We start from the raw sequence: 19,380 nt of genomic DNA, 5'->3' as shown, positions 1-19,380 counted from the left end.
AAAGCGTCAGACGGCAGTCGGGGGCCCGGTCGCGGGCGGCAGGCCGGTCACTTGCGAGACGGCCAGCACCATTTCGGTGAATGAAGGGGCCAGACGCCCCGCAACGGGGCGAGGCTGGATCATCAGCCTCGGCGGATCGAGAGCGAGCGCCGACTGGCCGGCCGCCCAAGGACAGTCGCCCGGGCCGGGCCCGTCCGTCCCGCCCTTCCCCTTGTCGGAAACCGGCGTCATGGTGACGGGATCGAACGCCATTTCGGCGACGCCATCCCCGGTGCAGATGACAAGCACCAGCGCCCCATTCCCGGCGCGCGCAGGCATGATGCCGAACCCGATCAGCGACCACAGCACAAAAGCGAAAAGCCCTGTCCAGAGAGCTGCCGCGCGCATGTGCAGTCCGAGTTTCCGCCCCATGGCCAAGCGATACGGCGAAAGCCGGATTGCAACAAGGATGTCCTGGACCTGGATCGGGTCCTGCCGCGCAGCGGGCCTTGCGCCCAATGGCCGATGCCGGACCGGGCTGCGGCCCGAACGGGGCGATCCGGCCGGCAACGGTGCGGCACCGCGACTGCCCTGCGCAGACATGCGCCCCGAAGCATCAACCGGGCCTGCGAGCGCTTTCTGGCAGGCCCGGCAGTTCATCCCCGGCGACTCGGCGCAGAGGAATGGGCGCCTTGCAGGACATCCCGCCGGATCACAGGGAAAGCCAGGCCGGGATGACCCTGCCGGCAAGGGCCCTGGTATCCGAAAGCCCGGAACCCCCTGCAAGCACGCCGTCCTGCAACCCTGCCATCACTTGCGCCGCGCCCGAGCAGAACCAAGTTCCGGCCCGGCGGGCGGTGGCCAGGCCAGGCCGTTCGGTCGCGATCAGCAACTGCGGCAAGTCGGGCGACCCGGACACGCTGCTCACCAGCGGTGACGCAGCGTGGCGTAAACGGCCCTGCCGGGATTGTAGTAGTCAGCGGTCCCCCGGCCGACGACATGTTGTTCATCCAGCAGGTTGCTGACGTTCAGCGCCAGTTCGGTGCTTTCCGACACATCATAGCTGAAGGCCGCGTCCAGCAGCGTGGTCGCCTCGCTCTTGCCGTTGTTGTTCTGGGTCGCGAAGAAATACGACCCGACATAGCGCGCGCCCAGGCCGAAGGTCATGTCGCCGCGGTTGCCCGCCCCCGGAAGGGTATAGTCCACCCACAGCGAGGCCGCGTGGTTGGGGACCGAGCCGACCTCGTTGCCCACCACGTCGACGCCGCGGATCGGGTCCGAACGGACAACCTCGGTGTCGGTGTAGGAATAGGAGGCGGTCAGCGAGATGTTCTCGCGGACCTCGGCCTTGGCCTCGACGTCCAGGCCGCGGGCGCGGATCTCGCCCACCAGTTCGCGCTCGAGCGTGTCGGGATCGACCACGGTGATGTTGGTCTTGCTGAGGTCGTAGATCGCGGCGCTGAACAGGGCATTCATGCCGGCGGGATCGTATTTCACCCCGATCTCGTACTGCTCGCCACGCTCGGGCTCGACTCCGATCGACGGCGGGGCGATCGACTCGGCGTAGCTCACGTAGGTCGAGATCTCGTCCGTCACCTTGTAGGTCAGCGCCCCGCGGACCGAGGTTTCCGAGAAATCGTCGCTGGTGAAGGTTCCGGCCAGGTGGTCGTCCACGGACAGGTCCAGCCAGTCGTGCCTTGCCCCGACGGTCGCGATCAGGCGATCGCTGAAGGACAGGTTCTGCTGGACGAAGACAGCCTTGGTGCGGCTTTCGCGCTTTTCGTCCTGATACAGGATCAGCTCGGACGGCGCACCGACATGAACCGGATCGTTCGGGTCGATGGCGCCTGCGTCGATGCCGTAGAAAGCCGAATTGTAGCTCGTCGCGTCGCTGAACTCGATCCCGGCCAGCGTGCTGCTGTCGACCTGGGTGAAGCTGCGGTCATATTGCAGGATAACATCGCCGATGATCTCGTGCGCGGCATTGTCCGATGCCAGGTAGCCGCGCGGAACCGGGCCGTTGCCGGCGTCGCCAGATATGTAGACATAGCCATAGTCGTCCTCGGTGTCGCTGTAGCGCAGGTTCGAGCGCAGCGTCAGGCCGCCACCGAAGTCATGTTCGAAGATCGCGCTGAGCGCGCTGCGCTCGACGTTGAGATAGTTGAAGTCCGGCTCGCCCAGGAAAAGGTCGCGGTCATAGTCGCCGCCGCGCGGATAGCCGCCGCTGTTGGGCGTCGCGTCGCGGTTCAGGTAGTCGGCGACGACTGTCAGCGAGGTCGCACCGCTGGGAGCCCAGGTCAGGCCGCCCATCAGGAATTCCTCGTCGTCCTTCGAATAGTCGTATTCGCGTTCGGAATCCTGCAGCTTGCCGGTGAAGCGGTAGGACAGCGTCGCATCGGGGTCGAGCGTATCGCCGAAGTCGAAGCCGACGATCTTCTGGTCGAACGATCCCACGGTCGCGAAGACTTCGGAAAACCGCTCGGCCCGCGGCCGCTTGGTCACGAAGTTGATCGAGCCACCGGGATCGGCAATGCCGAACAGGGTCGAGTTGGCGCCGCGGATGATCTCGACACGCTCGTAGGCCAGCGGCTCCTCGCGGATGCCGCGCATGGACCCCAGCGTCAGCCCGTCGCGATAGGTCGAGGCCTGGAAGCCGCGGATCAGGAAGTAATCGTTGCGGTCGTCCGTGCCGTAGTAGTCGGTGACCGTCCCGGCCGAATATTGCAGCACCTCCTCCAGCGTGGTGGCGTTGCGCTCCTCGATTTCCTTCTGGGTGACAACCGAAACCGAGGCCGGCGTGTCGAGGATGCTGGTTGCCACCTTGCCGCCGACCCAAAGTTCATGCGCGACGACCGAATTCGCGTCGTCGTCGCCCCCCACCCCGCTGGCCGTGATGGTGATCTCGGGCAGGCGCAGGACGGGCGAAAGGCGATATTCGTCGGCGTCCTCGGTCTCCTGCGCCAGCGCGCCCAAGGGCAGAAGGTGGATCGCGGTGCAGCATGACAGCACCGCAAGGCGGGACATCCGGAGGGGCCGGCGGGCAGAAGCGATGGTCATCAACAATCCCAATAGTTTTAGTTGGTTTTTAGATGAAGTAGCTTCTGGCCGCTTCCGGACGCAATGGCTAGTTCCAGCGGGCGATCGGCAGGGCCTGCGATGTTGCGCGAAAGCGACAGTCAACCCTTGGTGGATTGCTCGACAACGCGGTGCCGGCCGATCGGCAGAACCATGGGCCGGTCCGACACGGGGTCCGGGACCACCCGGCTGTTCAGACCGAAGACCTGCCGGATGTTGTCCTCGGTCAGCACTTCGGAGGGGCTTCCCTCGGCATGAACGCGGCCCCCTTCCATCGCGACCAGCCGGTCGGCATAGCGCGCGGCAAGGTTCAGGTCGTGCAGCACCATCACGATGGTGGTCGCGCGCCGGGCGTTCAGATCACAAAGCAGGTCCAGAAGCTCGATCTGGTTGGCAACGTCCAGAAAGGTCGTCGGCTCGTCCAGCAGCAGAAGGTCGGTCTGCTGCGCCAGGGCCATGGCGATCCAGACGCGCTGGCGCTGGCCACCCGACAGTTCGTCCACGATGCGGTCGGCCAGCGGGGCGATCTTCGTCGCGTCCAGGGCGGCGGCGACGGCCTCGTCGTCCGCCCGGCTCCAGCGGGACACGAGGCCATGGTGCGGATGGCGACCGCGGCTGACGAGGTCGGCGACGGTGATCCCCTCGGGCGCGATGGGCGACTGCGGCAGCAGCCCCAGCACGCGTGCCAGTTCCCGCGTGGGCATCCCGTGGATCGACTGCCCGTCCAGCAGCACCTGTCCCTGCCGGGGATACAGAAGCCGCGACATCGCCCGCAGCAGGGTGGACTTGCCACAGGCATTGGCACCGACAATGGCAGTGATCCGACCGGGCGCGATGGCAAGGCTCAGCCCCTCGATGATCAGCCGCTCGCCATAGCCCGCGCAGAGGTTCCGCGCGACGAGGTGGTGATCGACGGTCATAGCGAGGCCCCCGTGCGGTTCGCGCGGATGATGAGATAGATCAGGAACGGTGCCCCCAGCGCGCCCGTGACCACGCCGACCGGATAGCGGCTGGGCAGCGCGAACTGCCCGACAAGGTCGCCCCCCAACACCAGACCGCCCCCGACCAGCATCGCAGGGATCAGGATCGAGCCGTTCGGGCCGACGATCCGCGCGGCAATGGGCCCCGACAGGAAGGCCACAAAGGCGATGGGGCCGGTGGTGGCCGTCGCCACCGCGATCATGCCCACGGCACCCAGGATGACCGACAGACGCGTCAGGCCCACCCGCACGCCCAGCGCCGCGGCAAGGTCGTCGCCCATCCTCAGCGCCTCGAGATCACGGCGGCGGCCGAGGATCAGCGCCCCGAAGACCAGCAGCGACAGCGCAAGAAAACCCGACTGGCCCAGCCGTGCCCCGTTCACGCTTCCGGTCAGCCAGCGCAGCGCTTCCTGCAGGTCCCAGGACGGGGCCTGCGTCAACGCATAGGAGATGAAGCTGTTGATCATGGCCGAAACCCCGATGCCGACAAGGATCAGCCGCGATCCGGTGACGCCTCCCTTGAACGACAGCGCGTAGATCAGCAGCGCCACCGACAGTCCCGCCGCCACTGACAGGGCCGAAAGGGCGGGTCCCTCCAGGGACATGAACACGATGCCCCACACCGCCGCGGCGGCCGACCCGGCGCTGACACCGATGATGTCGGGGCTCGCCAGCGGGTTGCGCAGCATGATCTGGAAGGCCGCGCCGCCCAGCCCGAAGCTGAAGCCGGCAAGCACCGACAGAAGCGTCCGCGGCAGCCGCAGCTGGCCGACGGTGAAGCTTGCGCCCGGCACATCCTCGCCCGCCAGCACGCGTAGCACCTGCCCAGGCGGGGTGAAGCTTTGTCCCAGCATCAGCGCCAGCGCCATTGCCGCGGCCAGCCCGCACAGCAGGACCAGCAACATGGCACGCAGGCGGCGGGCACGCCGGACCCGACCGGCAGACAGAATGCCCAGTGAGGACGACGCGGGCGTCGTCACAGTTCGCGCACCCGGTGGCGGCGCACGATCCAGATGAAGAACGGCGCGCCCAGGAAGGCGGTGACGATGCCGACGTCAAGCTCGCTGGGACGCGCCACCAGCCGGCCGATCACGTCCGCGCCGATCAGAAGCGCGGCCCCTGCCAGTGCCGAACAGGGCAGCAGCCAGCGGTGATCGACCCCGAAGACCAGCCGTCCCGCATGCGGCACCATCAGTCCGACAAAGGCGATGGGCCCGCAAGCGGCGGTCGCCGCACCGCACAGCATCACCGCCCCCAGCGCGGCCATGCCCCGTGCAAGTGCCACGCGTTCGCCAAGGCCGGCGGCCACCTCGTCGCCCAGGGCCAGCATGTTCAGCTTGCGGGCCGACAGCATGCCGATGACACAGCCGGCCAGCAGGAACGGCAGCACCAGCTCGATCCGCTCGAAGGTAGCGCCTCCCACCCCGCCGATCTGCCAGCCCAATGCCCCGCCAGAGATATCGCTGCGGGGCAGCACCACCGCCATGGTCAGCGACGAGAACGCCACCGCGGTCGCCGCGCCCGCCAGCGCCAGCTTCAGCGGCGTTGCCGCGCCCCGGCCCAGCGAGCCGATGGCGTAAACGAAGACCGCTGTCATGCCCGCGCCGAGGATCGCAACCCAGACAAAACTGGAATCGGCGCTCATCCCGAACCACGCAAGCCCGATCACCACCGCCAGCCCCGCACCGTTGTTGATGCCGAGGATGCCGGGATCCGCCAGGGGATTGCGCGTCACCCCCTGCAGGATCGTGCCCGACAGCCCCAGCGCGGCGCCCACCAGCGCCGCAAGCAGCGTCCGCGGCACCCGCGCGGCCACCGCCGCCTGGCCGATGGTCTCGGTCGCGCCGCCTATCCCCGCCCGGATGTCGACCCAGCCCACGCTGCGGGTGCCCGTCGCGACCGACACCAGGCACAGGATCACGACAGCCGCCGCCAGCGCCAGCAGCGCGGCGGCCCGCCATCCCTCGCGACCTGAAACCGGCCGGACCCGCTGGCGTTCCGCGACCGTCATTCGCCCTTGCGCGCGGCATCCGCCAACAAGGCGACATAGTCGTCCAGCACCCACGGGATGGACAGCGGCGTGGGGTTGGCGCCGGTCCCGACCGCATCATTGCCCAGCATGACCAGAGCCCCCTTCGCGATGGCGGGCATCTGCAGCGCGAGCGGGTCGGACAGCAACCGCTGCCGCAGGTTCTCGTCGCCATAGGTCACGAAGATGTCCACGTCGTCGAAGCGGTCGATCAGCTCGGCGCTGACCTCGCCTGCATATTGCCCGGCAGCGGTGGCGTCGCGGACGCTTTGCGGAGAGGTCAGCCCCAGATCCGCGAAGAACTTCACCCGCGTGTCGTTGTCGGAATAGAACCGCAGGACGCTGAGGTCGCTGGCGTCCAGGTGAGTGATGAACATCGCTGCCTTGCCCGCCAGTTCGGGATGGCCGCCGGCAACCTCGCCGATCCGGGCATCCAGCCTGTCGATCAGCGCCTCGCCTTCCGCAGCCATGCCCATGCCGGTGGCATTCGCGCGGATCATGGCACGCCAGTCCGTGGCCCAGGGCGAGTCCGGATATGCCACGACCGGGGCGATCATGCTGAGCGTTTCATAGTCGGCCCGGCTCAGCCCGGAATAGGCCGCAAGGATCACGTCCGGCTCTGTCGCCGCCACCGCCTCGAAGTCGATGCCATCGCCCTCGTCGAAGAGCGCGGGCACCTCGGCGCCAAGCTCCTTCAGCCGCGCCTCGACCCAGGGCAGCAGCCCGTCTCCATCCGGGTCGCCGAAGCCTGCGGCGGCAATGCCCACCGGCACCACGCCCAGCGCCAGCGGAACCTCGTGGTTCGCCCAGGCGACCGTCGCCACGCGTTCCGGCTTTTCCTCGATAACCGTCGTGCCCAGCGCGTGCTTGATGACAATGGGATATTGCGCATCCTGCGCCCCTGCTGCGGCAGGCACCCAGACCAGCGCAAGCATGGCTGCCGCGCGAAGAAACCCGTTGATCCCGGCCATGCTTCCATTCTCGACGATTTTAGTCGGTTTGCATTAACCTCCCGCGGACTGTCAAGGAGATGGGCCTGCGCCTTCCGGTCGCGTCAGCTTGTCCCTTTGAGATCGGCAGCCTTCAGGTTTCATGGCGCATGGGGATACCCGGCGCAGAACAGGCCAGCGGCTTCGCTTCAAGATCACCGGAAGCGGGCAGGTCGACGAGCGCACCGGGAGGGGGACGGTCCGACACGATCTCGCCAAGGCCGAGGTCATTTCTTGCGGTGAAAGTCCTGTCCCACGGCCGCCAGCCCGCCCATTGCGTATCGAAACAGATGCTCGACAAGATCATCCGGCGAGTTCGCACGCATCAAGTCTGCAGCCGGTGTTCCACTGCGCCCCAACAGCATAAAGGCCACGCAGGGCGCGGCGATGCATGGCAGGCAGCGCAGCAGGGCCGGATCGTCCAGGGGTATCCCGGTGATCTCGCCGATGATCGGCAGGACCGCCCGCAGCTTGGGCAGCACCTCCTCGGATTGCAGGACCGAAAGATGCGGGCCTGGCGCGATGATTTCGCGTCCGAGCACGATCATCGGCCATTGCGGCTGGCCACTGCGCCCGCCCAGAAGAAAGCGGATCAGCTCCCTCAATCTGTCCTCGGCGGGCCGGTCTCCTCCGACGATCCTTTCGATGTCCTGAAGATCGGCGATCCGGCGATGCGCTTCGATCAGAACCGCCTGGTAGAGGCCCGCGCGATCGCGGAAATGATAGTTGATCGAGGCAAGATCGACCTCGGCATCGGCAGCGATATCCTTGTTCGTCGTGTCGGCGAAGCCCGACGCCGCGAACCGTTCGCCAGCGACGGCCAGGATGCGCGCGCGGGTTGCCTCGCCATCGCTGCGACTGGCGCGAGGTCGGGGGACCGGAGTTTTCGTCATCTCGGCAGGGCCTTGGTCTGGATGGACATTGTTTCCTATGCGGCGGCCCACCTTTCCATCAAGATCGGCCTGCGTCGCGCGAGCAGCAGGCAGACTTTAAATTGCATTTATATTAAATGCAATTTAGTTTAAGAATCTGGCCAAAGCCTTGGGATTTCGCTCATGAAGAAGATATTTCCCATCATCATCGTCATGGCTCTCGCTGCGGGCGGCTGGTTCTGGTGGCAGCATCGCGGTGCGGCCGAGTCGGGCGATCTTACGCTCTACGGCAATGTCGATATCCGGCAGGTGGCACTGGCGTTCGACGGCAATGGCAGGATCACCGAGATGGCGGTCGAGGAAGGGGATCTCGTCAAGGCCGGCGATGTGATCGGCCGCCTTGATACGCATTCCCTGGAACTGCAGGCCAAGGCGCAGGAAGCGGTCGTGGAAGCGCAACGGCAGACGCTTCTGGAACTGAAGGCCGGGTCGCGTCGCGAGGAGATCGCCCAGGCGCAGGCAAGGGTTGCATCCGCCCGGGCCTCGGCAGAGCTTGCCGATCTGCAGCGCGATCGCGCCATGCGGCTGGTGTCCTCGCGCGCGGCAAGTCAGCAGGATCTGGATCGCGCCGAAGCCGAGGCCAAGGCGGCCAACGCCCTTCTCGACCAGGATATCGCTGCGCTGGACCTGATCCTGGCCGGACCGCGCCCCGAGTCGATTGCCGCCGCCGAGGCGCAGCTGCGCGCCGCCGAAACGGAACTGGAGCTCCTGCGGCACGAGATTGCGCTGGGCGAACTGCGGGCGCCGGCGGATGCAGTCATCCGTTCGCGCCTGCGTGAACCCGGTGACATGGCAACGGCGCAGTCGCCGGCCTATGCGCTGGCCCTGACCGATCCGAAATGGATCCGCGTCTATGTCCGCGAGGCGGATCTGGGCCGCATCCGTCCGGGCATGACGGCTCAGGTCCTGACCGACAGCTTCCCGGACCAGCCGGTCGAGGGCCAGGTCGGCTATATCTCCTCGGTCGCCGAGTTCACCCCGAAGGCCGTGCAGACCGAGGAATTGCGCACCAATCTGGTCTATGAGGTGCATGTCAACGTCCGGGACGAGGGTGACAGGCTGCGGCTGGGCCAGCCGGTCACGGTCCGGCTGGTCGAAGAGGCCGCCTCATGACGCCGATCGTCGAGGCAGCAGGGCTCCGCAAGACCTTCCACGATCGCGACATCGGCGATGTCACCGCGATCGACGGTCTGTCGCTCTGCGTCGGGCAGGGTGAGTTGACGGCGCTGGTCGGCCCCGACGGGGCGGGCAAGACCACCCTGATGCGGATGTTCGCGGGGCTCTTGAAGCCCGATCAGGGCAGCCTGACAGTTCTTGGCATTGATGTCGCCCGACGCCCGCAGGCAGTGCAGGACCGGATCAGCTACATGCCGCAGCGCTTCGGCCTTTACGAGGATCTGAGCGTTCAGGAAAATCTGGACCTGTATGCCGATCTGCATGGCGTGCCGGCGGACCAGCGTCGCGACCGCTTCGGACGGATGCTGGAAATGACCGACATGGCACGTTTCACCGAACGTCCCGCGGGCAAGCTTTCGGGCGGGATGAAGCAGAAGCTGGGGCTGGCGTGCACGCTGGTGCGCTCGCCGGATCTTCTGCTGCTCGATGAACCCAGCGTGGGGGTGGACCCGCTGTCGCGCCGGGACCTGTGGAAGATCGTGCATCAACTGGTCGAGGACGAGGGGCTGAGCGTGATCGTCAGCACCTCCTATATGGACGAGGCCGAGCGCTGCGCGCAGGTCCATGTCATGCATGAGGGGCGGATGCTGGCCGAGGGCACTCCCGCAACCCTGCGCGCGCGGGCGCACGGCCTGACCCTTGTCGCGACCCCGCCCGCAGGCACCCCCGCGCGCGACCTGCAGGCGCGGCTGATCGACGCGCCCGATGCCATCATCGACGCCGTGCCGCGGGGCGGCAATGTCCGCTTCATCCGCAGGCCCGACGCCGATCCGGCGCGGCTGGCCGACCTGCTGGAGGGTGCGTCGAGCCAGACCCGTTGCGAAGAGCTGGAGGACAGCTTCATGATCCTGCTGCGCGAGCAGGATCGGGCGGCAGAGCCCCTCGTGGCGCAGGCCGAGCCAGATCGCCCCCCCGGTGACGGCAAGCCCGTCATCGTGGTGCGCGATCTGGTCCGCAAGTTCGGTGACTTCACCGCCGTTGCCAGCACCTCGTTCGAGGTCGCGCGGGGTGAGATCTTCGGCCTGCTCGGTCCGAACGGCGCGGGCAAGACCACGACCTTCCGCATGCTCTGCGGACTGCTGCCCGCGACCAGCGGGCAGCTTGAGGTGGCGGGCCGCAACCTGCGCGTCGCCCGGGCGCAGGCAAGGGCCCGGATCGGCTATGTGTCGCAGAAATTCGCGCTCTACGGCAATCTTTCGGTGCGCCAGAATCTCGAATTCTTCGGGGGTGCCTATGGCCTTGGCGGCAAGATGCTGCGCGACCGCATCAGGGACGCCGTCGAGCAGTTCGACCTTGACCCTGCGGCGCAAAGCGGGCTTCTGCCCGCAGGCTACAAGCAGCGCCTCGCCATGGCGACGGGCCTGCTGCACCGCCCTGAAATCCTGTTTCTGGATGAACCGACCAGCGGCATCGACCCGCTTGCCCGGCGCGCCTTCTGGCGGCGGATCACGGCGCTCGCCAAGGGCGGCGTCACCGTCATCATCACCACCCACTTCATGGAAGAGGCCGAATATTGCGACCGCATCGCCATTCAGGATGCGGGCGAGATGCTGGCCATCGGCACGCCGCAACAGGTCCGCGACATGGCGGGACACGCGGGCGCCAGGGACATGAACAGCGCCTTCATCGCCATTGTCGAGGCAGGCCGCAAGCGGCGTGACGCCCAGGCCGCCGCATGAATGGCGCATTTCTCCGGCTGCGCGCCCTGATCCGCAAGGAGGCCCGCCAGATGCTGCGTGACCGCAGCAACCTGTTCGTCGGATTGGCTTTGCCCGTCGTTCTGATCCTGCTGTTCGGCTACAGCCTTTCCTTCGACGTGACCGATGCCCGGGTCGCCGTGGTGATGGAGGACAACTCAGCCGCCACGATGAACGCGGTGGCGGGCTTGGCGGGTTCGGATTATCTCAGCCCGATCTGGACCTATTCCATGGTCGAGGCAGAGGCGCTGATCCGCGCAGGTCAGGCGGACGCCATCCTGCGCGTCCCCGCCGAATTCACCCGCAACCTGCTGCATGGGCAGGGGAACCTGCAACTGATCCTGAATGGCGTGGATTCCAACACCGCGCAGGCCATCGAGGGCTACGCCACCGGCGCCATCTCGACCGCGCTTCAGCATATCGCGGACCGGCAGGGCAGCCCCGCCGCCGCATCGGCCAGCGTCACGGTCCTGCAGCGGACATGGTTCAACGAGGCGAGCAACAGCACGTGGTTCCTTGTTCCCGGCCTGGTCGTGCTGGTCATGACGCTGATCGGTGCCTTCCTGACCTCTCTGCTGATCGCCCGCGAATGGGAGCGCGGGACGCTGGAGTCCCTGTTCGTCACCCCGGCGCGTCCGATCGAGATGGTGATGGCGAAGCTCGCGCCGTATCTGGTCATCGGGGTGATCGACCTTGCCATGTGCCTGATCGCCGCAAGATACGTCTTTGACGTACCGATGCGCGGCTCGCTCTGGATCATCATCCTGTCCTCGCTGCTTTACCTCCTGGTCTCGCTGGCTCTGGGGCTGGTGATCTCGGGTGTGACGAAGAACCAGTTCGCCGCCAGTCAGATGGCGCTGCTGGCAAGCTTCATGCCCGCGATGATGCTGTCGGGCTTCGTGTTCGATCTGCGCAACGTGCCGGTCGTCATCCAGGTCGTCAGCAATGTCCTTCCCGCCACGCATTTCATGGGATTGATCAAGACGCTGTTCATGGCCGGCGACTACTGGCCGCAGATCCTGCGCGCCAACCTGACTCTGGCGGCCTATGCGGCCGTGCTGATCCTGATGGCCACCCGCACGCTGACCAAGAAACTGGACTGACCTCATGCAGGCCGTGCTTCTCTATGTCGCCCAGACCCTGGCCCTGATCCGCAAGGAACTGCTGGCGCTGCTCAAGGACCCCTCCAGCCGCACGCTGTTGTTCGCGCCGGCGCTGCTGCAGGCGCTGCTCTTCGGCTATGGCGCGACCTACGACCTGACCCATGCCCCTTTCGCCGTGCTCGATCACAGCCGGGGCGCGGCCTCGACCGAGATCACCGCGCGGATCGAGGGCACGGGCGTCTTCAGGCGTGCCGCAACGCTGGAAAGCTCGGCTCAGATCGCGGGCCAGATCGACAGCGGCAAGGCCCTGCTGGTGGTGATCTTCCCCGCGGATTTCGAGAGGCGCCTGTCGGCCGGGGCCGAGGCCCCGATGCAGGTGATCCTCGACGGAAGGAACTCGGCGACCTCCGGTACGGCGGCGGCACAGGTGGCAGCGATCGTCGCCGCCTACAACCAGTCGCTGGGCGCGACCTCGCCCGTCACCATCACGCGCCGGGCCTGGTTCAACCCGAACTTCGAGTCGCGCTGGAACCTGATGCCCGCGATGATCGCCTCGCTCAGCATGCTTCAGACCCTCATGATCGCGGCGCTGTCCGTCGCGCGCGAGCGCGAGCAGGGCACATTCGATCAGTTGCTGGTGACGCCGTTGACACCTTCCCAGATTCTGATCGGCAAGGCCCTGCCCGCGATCCTCGTCGGGATCATGCAGTCGACGATCATCTTCCTGATCATCCTGTTCTGGTTCCGGATCCCGATGGCCGGCTCGGTCTGGCTGCTCTATTTCGGGCTTCTGACCTTCACCACGGCGGCGGTCGGCATCGGCCTCTCGATTTCTGCCGTGTCGCTGACCATGCAGCAGGCGATGCTTTACACCTTCATGCTGATCATGCCGCTGATGCTGCTCTCGGGCCTGCTGACGCCGGTGCGGAACATGCCCCAGATCCTGCAGCTTGCGACCTATGTGAACCCGATGCGCTTCGGCATCGACATCGTGCGGCGCGTTTATCTGGAAGGAGCCACCCTTGCCGACATCGCGCCCAGCTTTCTGCCACTGATCGGGGTGGCGGCGGCGACCTTGCCGCTTGCGGCCTGGCTGTTCCGGAACAGGTTGAGTTGAGTTCCGCGCAGAAGGCGATCGCAGAACCGGATACGAACAACATTCCGTTCGATCCCTCCGCCATCACTCATGGCAAGAGCGGAACCGTCATGAAGCGGCTTCTCGCTGTCAACTGCAGGCCAGTGAGATAACGATCCCGCGGCCCGTCTCGAAGCAGTTGTGATCATCGGCTACGTCGCGATGCGTGTTGGTCCGCCGACGCTTGGCCTCATCGGTGAGTACTGCGGCCTGCGAGGTGCGGCCACTATGCAGGACCAAAGCGGCCGGTCAGCCCAGCCACCCGTTGAAGATCCGCTCGCCTTCAGGGCTGAATCTGATGATGCGTGACTGAGGCAACCGCCGTGCCCAGGATTGCGCCAGAAGGTGGTCCAGTATGGTCTTGCCCAGTCGCCCGGCCAGATGCTGTCGCCGCTGGCTCCAGTCGAGGCAGGCGCGGCATAAAGGCCGGTTGCTTGGCGGCAGGCTCTCAAGGTTCAGGCCGATCTCGGCCAGCTTGTCGTTGCCGCGCTCTGTCACGGTCAGGTCGTCTTGCAGCCACTGATCCGCCAGCATCCGCTCGAAAAGCCTGACGCCCATCTCTCCAGCGAGATGATCGTAACAGATACGGGCCTTGCGTAAGCCGGGATCGCGCGGCCCGGTGCGCAGGGGTGGCGCGGCATCGCTGGAAAAGACCATCAGGGCTTCGAGCAGGCTGGCAACATGGGGGCCCGCCAGGCGAAAATAACGGTGCCGCCCCTGCGCCTCGACCACCAGCACTTCGCCGTCCACGAGCTTGGCAAGGTGGGAACTGGCGGTCTGCTTCGTGATCCCGCCCCGCCCCGCCAATTCCGTCGCGGTCAGGGCGCGCCCGTCCATCAATGCAATCAGCATCGCACTGCGGGCAGGGTCCGCAACAAGGGCCGCCACACGGGCAATGTCCGGGCCTTCTCTCATGGTTCGATCCTAACCGAACCATGGGCCGTCTCCAACGCGCTAGACCCGGTGTCAGCAAGAAAGGCGGAGCACCATGATCACCTGCGTCATCACCCAGGACATCGATCCGGACCGGCGCGAACCATCCGCGCAATATGCCCGCAGCCGGGGGCTGATCTGGTTGGCTGCTTCGCCCCCCATGAAGGCTCGACCTCGACAGCCCATGGGATCTCTTCGCGGCCGCCCCTCGCCGGACATGAGGCCTCTCGCGCCCGGCCGGCGGCAGGCCCGCCGGGTCGCGAAACCTGCGAGTTCGCCAAGCGTGACGGCTTCATCCGCCGAGAAAGCCGGCCTTTCGTGAAGTCGGCCTCGGCCTCGCAGGGGGATCGCGCATGATAGCCGTCATCTTCGAGGCTTGGGTTTCGGGCGAGGCGCAGGCCGAGTATCTCGACCTGGCGGCCGAGCTGCACCCGCTGCTGGCGAACCTCGATGGCTTCATCTCCATCGAGCGTTTCCAGAGCCTGACAAACCCCGGCAAGGTCCTGTCATTGTCATTTTGGCAGGACGAGGCGGCGGTCGCGGCGTGGCGCAACCTGCCGGAGCATCGGCGCGTGCAGGCCGCTGGCCGGGATCACGTCTTTGCGGATTACCATCTGCGCATCGCAGCGGTGACGCGGGACTACAGCATGCAATCCCGAAACGAGGCTCCGCCTGACAGCCGCGCCATCCACAAGGAGGCCCCCGATCATGTTCGACCTTGAGTTCCATCTTGGAAACCATCCCGGCGCGTTGGCGGGGCTTGGCGAGGCGATGGGGCACGCCGGGATCTCATTCGAGGGTGGCGGGCTGTTCAGCCTCAGCGGGACGGCCATCGCGCATTTCCTGTTCCGCGACGGCGAGGCTGCAGCCCGTGCCGCAAGAGATGCCGGGATCGCGGTTGTTGCGATCCGCAAGCCGATAATCCGCAAGCTGAAGCAGGGCACGCCCGGCCAGTTGGGCGCGATCTCTCGTGCATTGGCCGAAGCCGGGGTCAACATACTGGTTCAGTGTTCCGACCATCATAACCGGCTTGTTCTGGTTTGCGACAACGAGGAACTGGCGAGGAATGCGACCTTGGAGTGGCTCGCCGACGAGTGACGGCTTGCGGGACGAGGCGGCCGTCGCAGCGATGCGGCCTTTCTGGAAATCGCGCAGCCAGGGCCAGACTTCAGTCAGTATTCGCCTTCGGACTTCGAGCGTTCAGGCCGGCATGTCGCTCAGGCCACAAGCACTTCGGCGATCTGCCTGAGGCCGAGCGGTTTCTCGAGGCGCGGGAGGTTCCGGTAGCGCTCGGGGATCGACCACCCCTCGTAGCCCGTGGCGAAGACGAACCGGATATCCCGTGCCTGCAGGGTGTCGGCCAGGGGATAGACCATCTCGCCGCCCAGATTGATGTCGAGGATCGCTCCATCAGGCGCAGGACCCGCGTCCAGCAGAGCCAGGGCACCCCTGATGTCAGGCACGGGCCCGAGCACATCGACACCGGCGCCCTGAAGCTCGTTCGCGAGATCCTGCGCCATCATGTAGTCGTCCTCGACGAGAAGAATGCGGCGGCCCCGAAGGGTGGCGGTCAGCGCGGCGTCAGGCATCCGGATCTCCCTGGCTCGAGAAGGCCACGTCCAGCGTCGAGGACACAGGCACGATGATGGTGCAACGCACGCCCCCGGGCGTCAGTTCGTAGCTCGTCTCGGCCTTCAGCTGGTAGGGCAGCGCCCGCTCGATCAGCTCTCGGCCGTAGCCTTGCCGGCGCGGAGGAGCCCACCGATTGGTCGCGGCCGCAACCGGCAGATCGAGCAGGACCCCCGTCTCGCGCCAGTCCACCCGAAGCCGGCGCTCGGTGCCGTTGCCGGGAATGAGGCTCCAGGTCACCTCGAGCTTTCCCTCTGGCTGCGAGAGGGCGCCATACTTCAGGGCGTTGGTCGTGAGTTCGTGAAGGGCAAGGGCAAAGGTCTGCACCGTGGCCGAACGCAGCCGGATCCCCTTTGGCCCGTGCAGATGGACCGCGGTCCCGTTGGTTTCTCCATCGAGAATGCCATGCGCGGCAAGCTCCGCCTGCAAGAGCTGGTCGAAGGTGATGCGGTCGCCTTCTTCAAGACGGGACAGCAGACCGTTGACCCGGGCAAGCGCGTCGAGCCGGGGTCGGAAGCGGCCGCGGAAACGCTCCAGCGTGTCGGAGGTCGCAAGCGTGCGCTCGGTGATCCCCTTCACCACGCCCACGAGGTTTCGCGAACGGTGCTGAAGCTCGGCCACGAGCACCTGCAGCCGGTCCTGCAACTCCACCTCTTCGGTGGCGTCATGGGCGATCCCGCCGATGCGCTGCACCTTTCCTGCCGCATCGAACAGCGGGAAGTCGGTGTCGCGGATCCAGCGGAGCTGACCATCGCCGCGCAGGATGCGGAAGCTGTGCACCACCTGTTCGCCCCTGCGCACCCGGCGGAAGACGTCGAGAACCTTCTCGCGATCCTCGGGCAGGATCATCTCGAGCCAGCGGCGGAGATGGTTGCCCTTCAGGACATCCTCGATCCTTGTTCCATAGGCCCGCTCGAAGGCAGGGCTGACATATTCGAAAGCGAGGCTCTCGCAGTCCCGGATCCAGAGCACGTCGGCCGAGGCCTCCCCGAACTGGCGGAAGCGGGCCTCGCTTTCCCGCAGCGCATCCTCGCTTTCGCGCAGCCGGGCCTGGGCTACCTCCTCCTGCAGGCGCGGGACCTCGGCCTGCGCGCTCTTCCAGTCGGTGATGTCCTTCGTGGTGGTGGCGACGCCATCATCGAGCTTCACGACGGACTGCAGGAACCAGCCGTCGAACTGCTCGTGGACATAGTGGCGCTCGGCCTGCTCGGGCACGCCGGTCTCGGTGACGCGCTTGAAGGCATCGAAGATGCCAACGGTGACCACGCCCGGGTTGCGCTCGAGCAGGCTCTCCCCCTCGACCTTGCCGTAGTAGCGCACGGAGGTGTGGTTGTTCAGAACCCAGCGGAAGTCGACGATCTCGCCCTGTGCGTTCCGCACCGCCCTGAACACCTGGATCATGTCGGTGGAGCTGTCCATCGTCGCCTGCAGAAGGTCGCGGCTTTTGCTGAGTTCGGCCGTGCGCTCGGCGACCTGCCGCTCGAGGTCGGTGCGATGGCGTTCCTCGGCGTTCCGCAAGCGTTCCTCGGCCCTGCGCCGCGCGCTCACGTCGGTGGCGGCGCCGAACCACTCGATGATCCCGCCATTCTTCCCAACGATCGGCACCGCGCGCGAGAGAACCCAGCCGACACTTCCGTCTGCCTGGCGAACACGATGTTCCAGCTCGAACAGCGACCTGGTGCGGATTGCCTCCTCGATCCGGGCCTGGATCATCGGGAGGTCCTCGGGAAGGATGTAGCGATCCGGCCAGGCCGGAAACGGCACCTCCGTATCGGCCAGGATCCCGTTTCCGCGAAGCTCGGCCATCTCGGTCCAGTCCGCGTTCATGCGGTAGACCATGTAGCCCCCGGTGGTGAGCAGGGCGCGGAAGCGTCTTTCGCTGTCACGCAGTGCGGCTTCCGCCCGGAAGCGCACGAGGTCCGCCCAGAGCCGCTCGGCCACCTCCTGCACAAGCGCGACATCCTCGTCGGTCCAGCACCGCGGGCTGTGCTGGTGAACGGACAGGTTGACCAACAGCCTGCCGTCGACGAGCAGGGGAACGCTGAGCAGCGCCTCCACCCCAAGCTCGGCAATGGCGGCGAGATCGGGGCGGGCCAGGGCAGGGTTTCGCGTGTCGTCGATCCGCACGGTGCGGCCTTCGCGGAGATCCTGCAGAATCGGCCCTTCATAGTCCTCAAGCCGCATCACCGCAGGGAAAGGCTGGGCGCCATTCGCGAACCAGCCGTGGAAGATGTCGGCCACGCCCCGTGCCTCGTCGATCTCGGCGAACATGATCCGTGAAGCACCGATATGCTCGCCCAGCAGGCGGGCCGCGACCTCGATCAGGCTTTCGGTACGGGTCTGGGCCCGCAGGGCATCGCCCAGTTCCAGCAGAAAGGCCTGCCGTGCCGCAACCGCGCGCAGGATCTGCTCTGCCCGCCTGCCGGCATCGATGTCCATGATGATCGAAACGGCGCCCGTGACCTGATCTTGAGAATCAAGAAGCGGCACAGAAGCGGCATTGGTCCAGATCTCGTCGCCATTGTCGTCTGTATAAAGGAACTCCGTGCCCGGCAGGCAGCGCTCTCCCCGCAGCGCCCGTGCGCCGGGAAAGTCGCCAGGCATGACCGGGCGGCCGTCCTTGTCCCAGGCCCGCCAGCGCCTGCCCCTGTCCGGATCGCGCGAGGGCATGCGCCGGCCCGGCGTGAACCGGTCCCATGCGGGATTGGACAGAAGCACCTCTCCCTCGTTGCTCAGAAGCGCAAGGCCCACCGGCACCACCTCCAGCATGGCGGACTGCAGCCTCTGGCTCTTCTCGAACTGTTCGGCGAGCTGGCGGTAACCTGTCCCGCTCTCGCGCAGGGCCGCTTCCGCCGCCTTGCGCCCCGAAATGTCGCGCCAGAAGACCGCAAGTCCTTCCGGCACGGGATAGGCCCGCATCTCGAGCCAGCGCGCCGGTCCGCTTTCCCAAGTGTAGAGATGATCGAGCGTGACCGCTGTCCGTTCCTCCATGGCGCGCCTGAGAAGACGTCCAGCCTCGCTGTTCTCGCTTCCGGGATAGACCTCCCAGTGCCTGCGCCCCAGGATCTCCTCGCGCGTGCCGGTCTCGAGACGCAGCGCCGCATCGTTGAAGGCGAGGATGCGGAAGTCGTGGTCCAGAAGCCCGAAGGCCTCGTCCATGCCGTTCAGCACGTTCTGGAGCCGGGTCTCGCTTTCGCGCAGCCGCGCCTCGGCGCTCTGGCGGCTCTGCTCGGCCTGCACCTCGCCGGTGGCGTCGCGGACAAGGGCCAGTACGCCGCCCACCTCTCCCCTTTCGTTCCGCACGGGCGTGTAGGTGAGATCGAACCAGGCCTCCTGCCGTGGCATGTCGGAGCGCACGAAGCGGAGGTGCTGGCCACGCGCCACGGCCTCCTTGCCCGACCAGGCCTGCTCGAACAGCGGCAACCATCCCTCGCGCACATCGGCCCAGGCATCGTGGGCCGAGCGGCCAAGCGCCGCCGGATGGCGCTGCCCGATGCTGCGGGCATAGGCGTCGTTGTAGATCATGATCGCGTCGTGGCCCCACAGCAGGCACATGGGCGTCCCCGAGCCGAGCATCAGGTCCACGACTGCCCGAAGATGGGCAGGCCATTCCCTGACCGGCCCGAGCGGGGTGGCTGCCCAGTCGTGCGCGCGGATGAGGTGGGCCATCTCGCTGCCGTCCAGGGGCCATGGGGGAGGAAAGCGGTCATGCGGCACCATCGG

General features: G+C 66.5%; 17 protein-coding genes. 7 read left to right on the top strand and 10 right to left on the bottom strand.

All coding sequences use genetic code 11. From position 1 onward, the window contains the following. Positions 1 to 6 precede the first annotated feature (6 nt). The 7 genes from CK240_RS00455 to CK240_RS00420 form a co-directional block, all read right to left on the bottom strand. Positions 7 to 582: a hypothetical protein gene (locus CK240_RS00455; RefSeq protein ID WP_135058766.1), complete on the bottom strand. Its 576-nt coding sequence runs from the start codon at positions 580 to 582 to the stop codon at positions 7 to 9. 321 nt (positions 583 to 903) lie between these two features. Then, positions 904 to 3,003, bottom strand: coding sequence for a TonB-dependent siderophore receptor (locus CK240_RS00445; protein WP_240517219.1), 2,100 nt, complete (start codon positions 3,001 to 3,003; stop codon positions 904 to 906). Positions 3,004 to 3,155: 152 nt separating this feature from the next. Beyond that, on the bottom strand, positions 3,156 to 3,974 hold the full coding sequence (locus tag CK240_RS00440; RefSeq protein WP_095638373.1) for an ABC transporter ATP-binding protein: 819 nt from the start codon (positions 3,972 to 3,974) through the stop codon (positions 3,156 to 3,158). Then, positions 3,971 to 4,939, bottom strand: coding sequence for a FecCD family ABC transporter permease (locus tag CK240_RS00435; protein WP_095638372.1), 969 nt, complete (start codon positions 4,937 to 4,939; stop codon positions 3,971 to 3,973). Before CK240_RS00435 ends, CK240_RS00440 begins: the two co-directional genes overlap by 4 nt. A gap of 71 nt (positions 4,940 to 5,010) precedes the next feature. After that, positions 5,011 to 6,045, bottom strand: a complete 1,035-nt coding sequence (locus CK240_RS00430) for a FecCD family ABC transporter permease (RefSeq protein ID WP_095638371.1) — start codon at positions 6,043 to 6,045, stop codon at positions 5,011 to 5,013. Beyond that, entirely contained in the window at positions 6,042 to 7,034 is a 993-nt protein-coding gene (locus CK240_RS00425; protein WP_095638370.1) for an iron-siderophore ABC transporter substrate-binding protein, read from the bottom strand. The genes CK240_RS00430 and CK240_RS00425 overlap by 4 nt, the downstream gene beginning before the upstream one ends. Before the next feature lie 245 nt (positions 7,035 to 7,279). Beyond that, the gene (locus CK240_RS00420; protein ID WP_095638369.1) at positions 7,280 to 7,945 is read right to left on the bottom strand and encodes a TetR/AcrR family transcriptional regulator; all 666 of its coding nucleotides are present in this window, start codon (positions 7,943 to 7,945) and stop codon (positions 7,280 to 7,282) included. 162 nt (positions 7,946 to 8,107) lie between these two features. On the opposite strand from CK240_RS00420, the gene CK240_RS00415 reads away from it, so the two are divergent. The 4 genes from CK240_RS00415 to CK240_RS00400 are packed head-to-tail and all read left to right on the top strand — an operon-like array spanning position 8,108 to position 13,077. Then, the gene (locus CK240_RS00415) at positions 8,108 to 9,097 is read left to right on the top strand and encodes an HlyD family secretion protein (protein WP_095638368.1); all 990 of its coding nucleotides are present in this window, start codon (positions 8,108 to 8,110) and stop codon (positions 9,095 to 9,097) included. After that, positions 9,094 to 10,839, top strand: a complete 1,746-nt coding sequence (locus CK240_RS00410) for an ATP-binding cassette domain-containing protein (protein WP_095638367.1) — start codon at positions 9,094 to 9,096, stop codon at positions 10,837 to 10,839. Before CK240_RS00415 ends, CK240_RS00410 begins: the two co-directional genes overlap by 4 nt. After that, complete coding sequence (locus tag CK240_RS00405; protein ID WP_095638366.1) at positions 10,836 to 11,960, top strand: ABC transporter permease; 1,125 nt, start codon at positions 10,836 to 10,838, stop codon at positions 11,958 to 11,960. The genes CK240_RS00410 and CK240_RS00405 overlap by 4 nt, the downstream gene beginning before the upstream one ends. A 4-nt stretch (positions 11,961 to 11,964) precedes the next feature. Next, positions 11,965 to 13,077, top strand: a complete 1,113-nt coding sequence (locus CK240_RS00400) for an ABC transporter permease (protein ID WP_095638365.1) — start codon at positions 11,965 to 11,967, stop codon at positions 13,075 to 13,077. A 267-nt stretch (positions 13,078 to 13,344) separates the two neighbouring features. On the opposite strand, the gene CK240_RS00395 is transcribed toward CK240_RS00400, so the two are convergent. Beyond that, complete coding sequence (locus tag CK240_RS00395) at positions 13,345 to 14,010, bottom strand: ArsR/SmtB family transcription factor (protein ID WP_095638364.1); 666 nt, start codon at positions 14,008 to 14,010, stop codon at positions 13,345 to 13,347. A 48-nt stretch (positions 14,011 to 14,058) separates the two neighbouring features. Here CK240_RS00395 and CK240_RS00390 point away from each other — a divergent pair, with 48 nt between their 5' ends. Genes CK240_RS00390 through CK240_RS00380 form a run of 3 tightly spaced genes read left to right on the top strand, consistent with a single transcriptional unit; the run spans position 14,059 to position 15,126 of the window. Continuing rightward, on the top strand, positions 14,059 to 14,385 hold the full coding sequence (locus CK240_RS00390) for an NIPSNAP family protein (RefSeq protein ID WP_338048833.1): 327 nt from the start codon (positions 14,059 to 14,061) through the stop codon (positions 14,383 to 14,385). Beyond that, entirely contained in the window at positions 14,382 to 14,750 is a 369-nt protein-coding gene (locus CK240_RS00385; RefSeq protein WP_095638363.1) for an antibiotic biosynthesis monooxygenase family protein, read from the top strand. Before CK240_RS00390 ends, CK240_RS00385 begins: the two co-directional genes overlap by 4 nt. After that, complete coding sequence (locus tag CK240_RS00380) at positions 14,737 to 15,126, top strand: ACT domain-containing protein (RefSeq protein ID WP_095638362.1); 390 nt, start codon at positions 14,737 to 14,739, stop codon at positions 15,124 to 15,126. The genes CK240_RS00385 and CK240_RS00380 overlap by 14 nt, the downstream gene beginning before the upstream one ends. 119 nt (positions 15,127 to 15,245) lie before the next feature. Here the strand turns inward: CK240_RS00380 and CK240_RS00375 are convergent, their stop codons facing one another. Further along, entirely contained in the window at positions 15,246 to 15,617 is a 372-nt protein-coding gene (locus tag CK240_RS00375) for a response regulator (protein ID WP_095638361.1), read from the bottom strand. After that, entirely contained in the window at positions 15,610 to 19,326 is a 3,717-nt protein-coding gene (locus CK240_RS00370; protein WP_167649932.1) for a PAS domain S-box protein, read from the bottom strand. Before CK240_RS00370 ends, CK240_RS00375 begins: the two co-directional genes overlap by 8 nt. Positions 19,327 to 19,380 lie beyond the last annotated feature (54 nt).

Source organism: Paracoccus salipaludis, from assembly GCF_002287065.1.
Taxonomy (GTDB): domain Bacteria; phylum Pseudomonadota; class Alphaproteobacteria; order Rhodobacterales; family Rhodobacteraceae; genus Paracoccus; species Paracoccus salipaludis.
The sequence above is the reverse complement of the archived record's forward strand: the minus strand, read 5'-3'. Positions and strand labels throughout refer to the sequence as shown.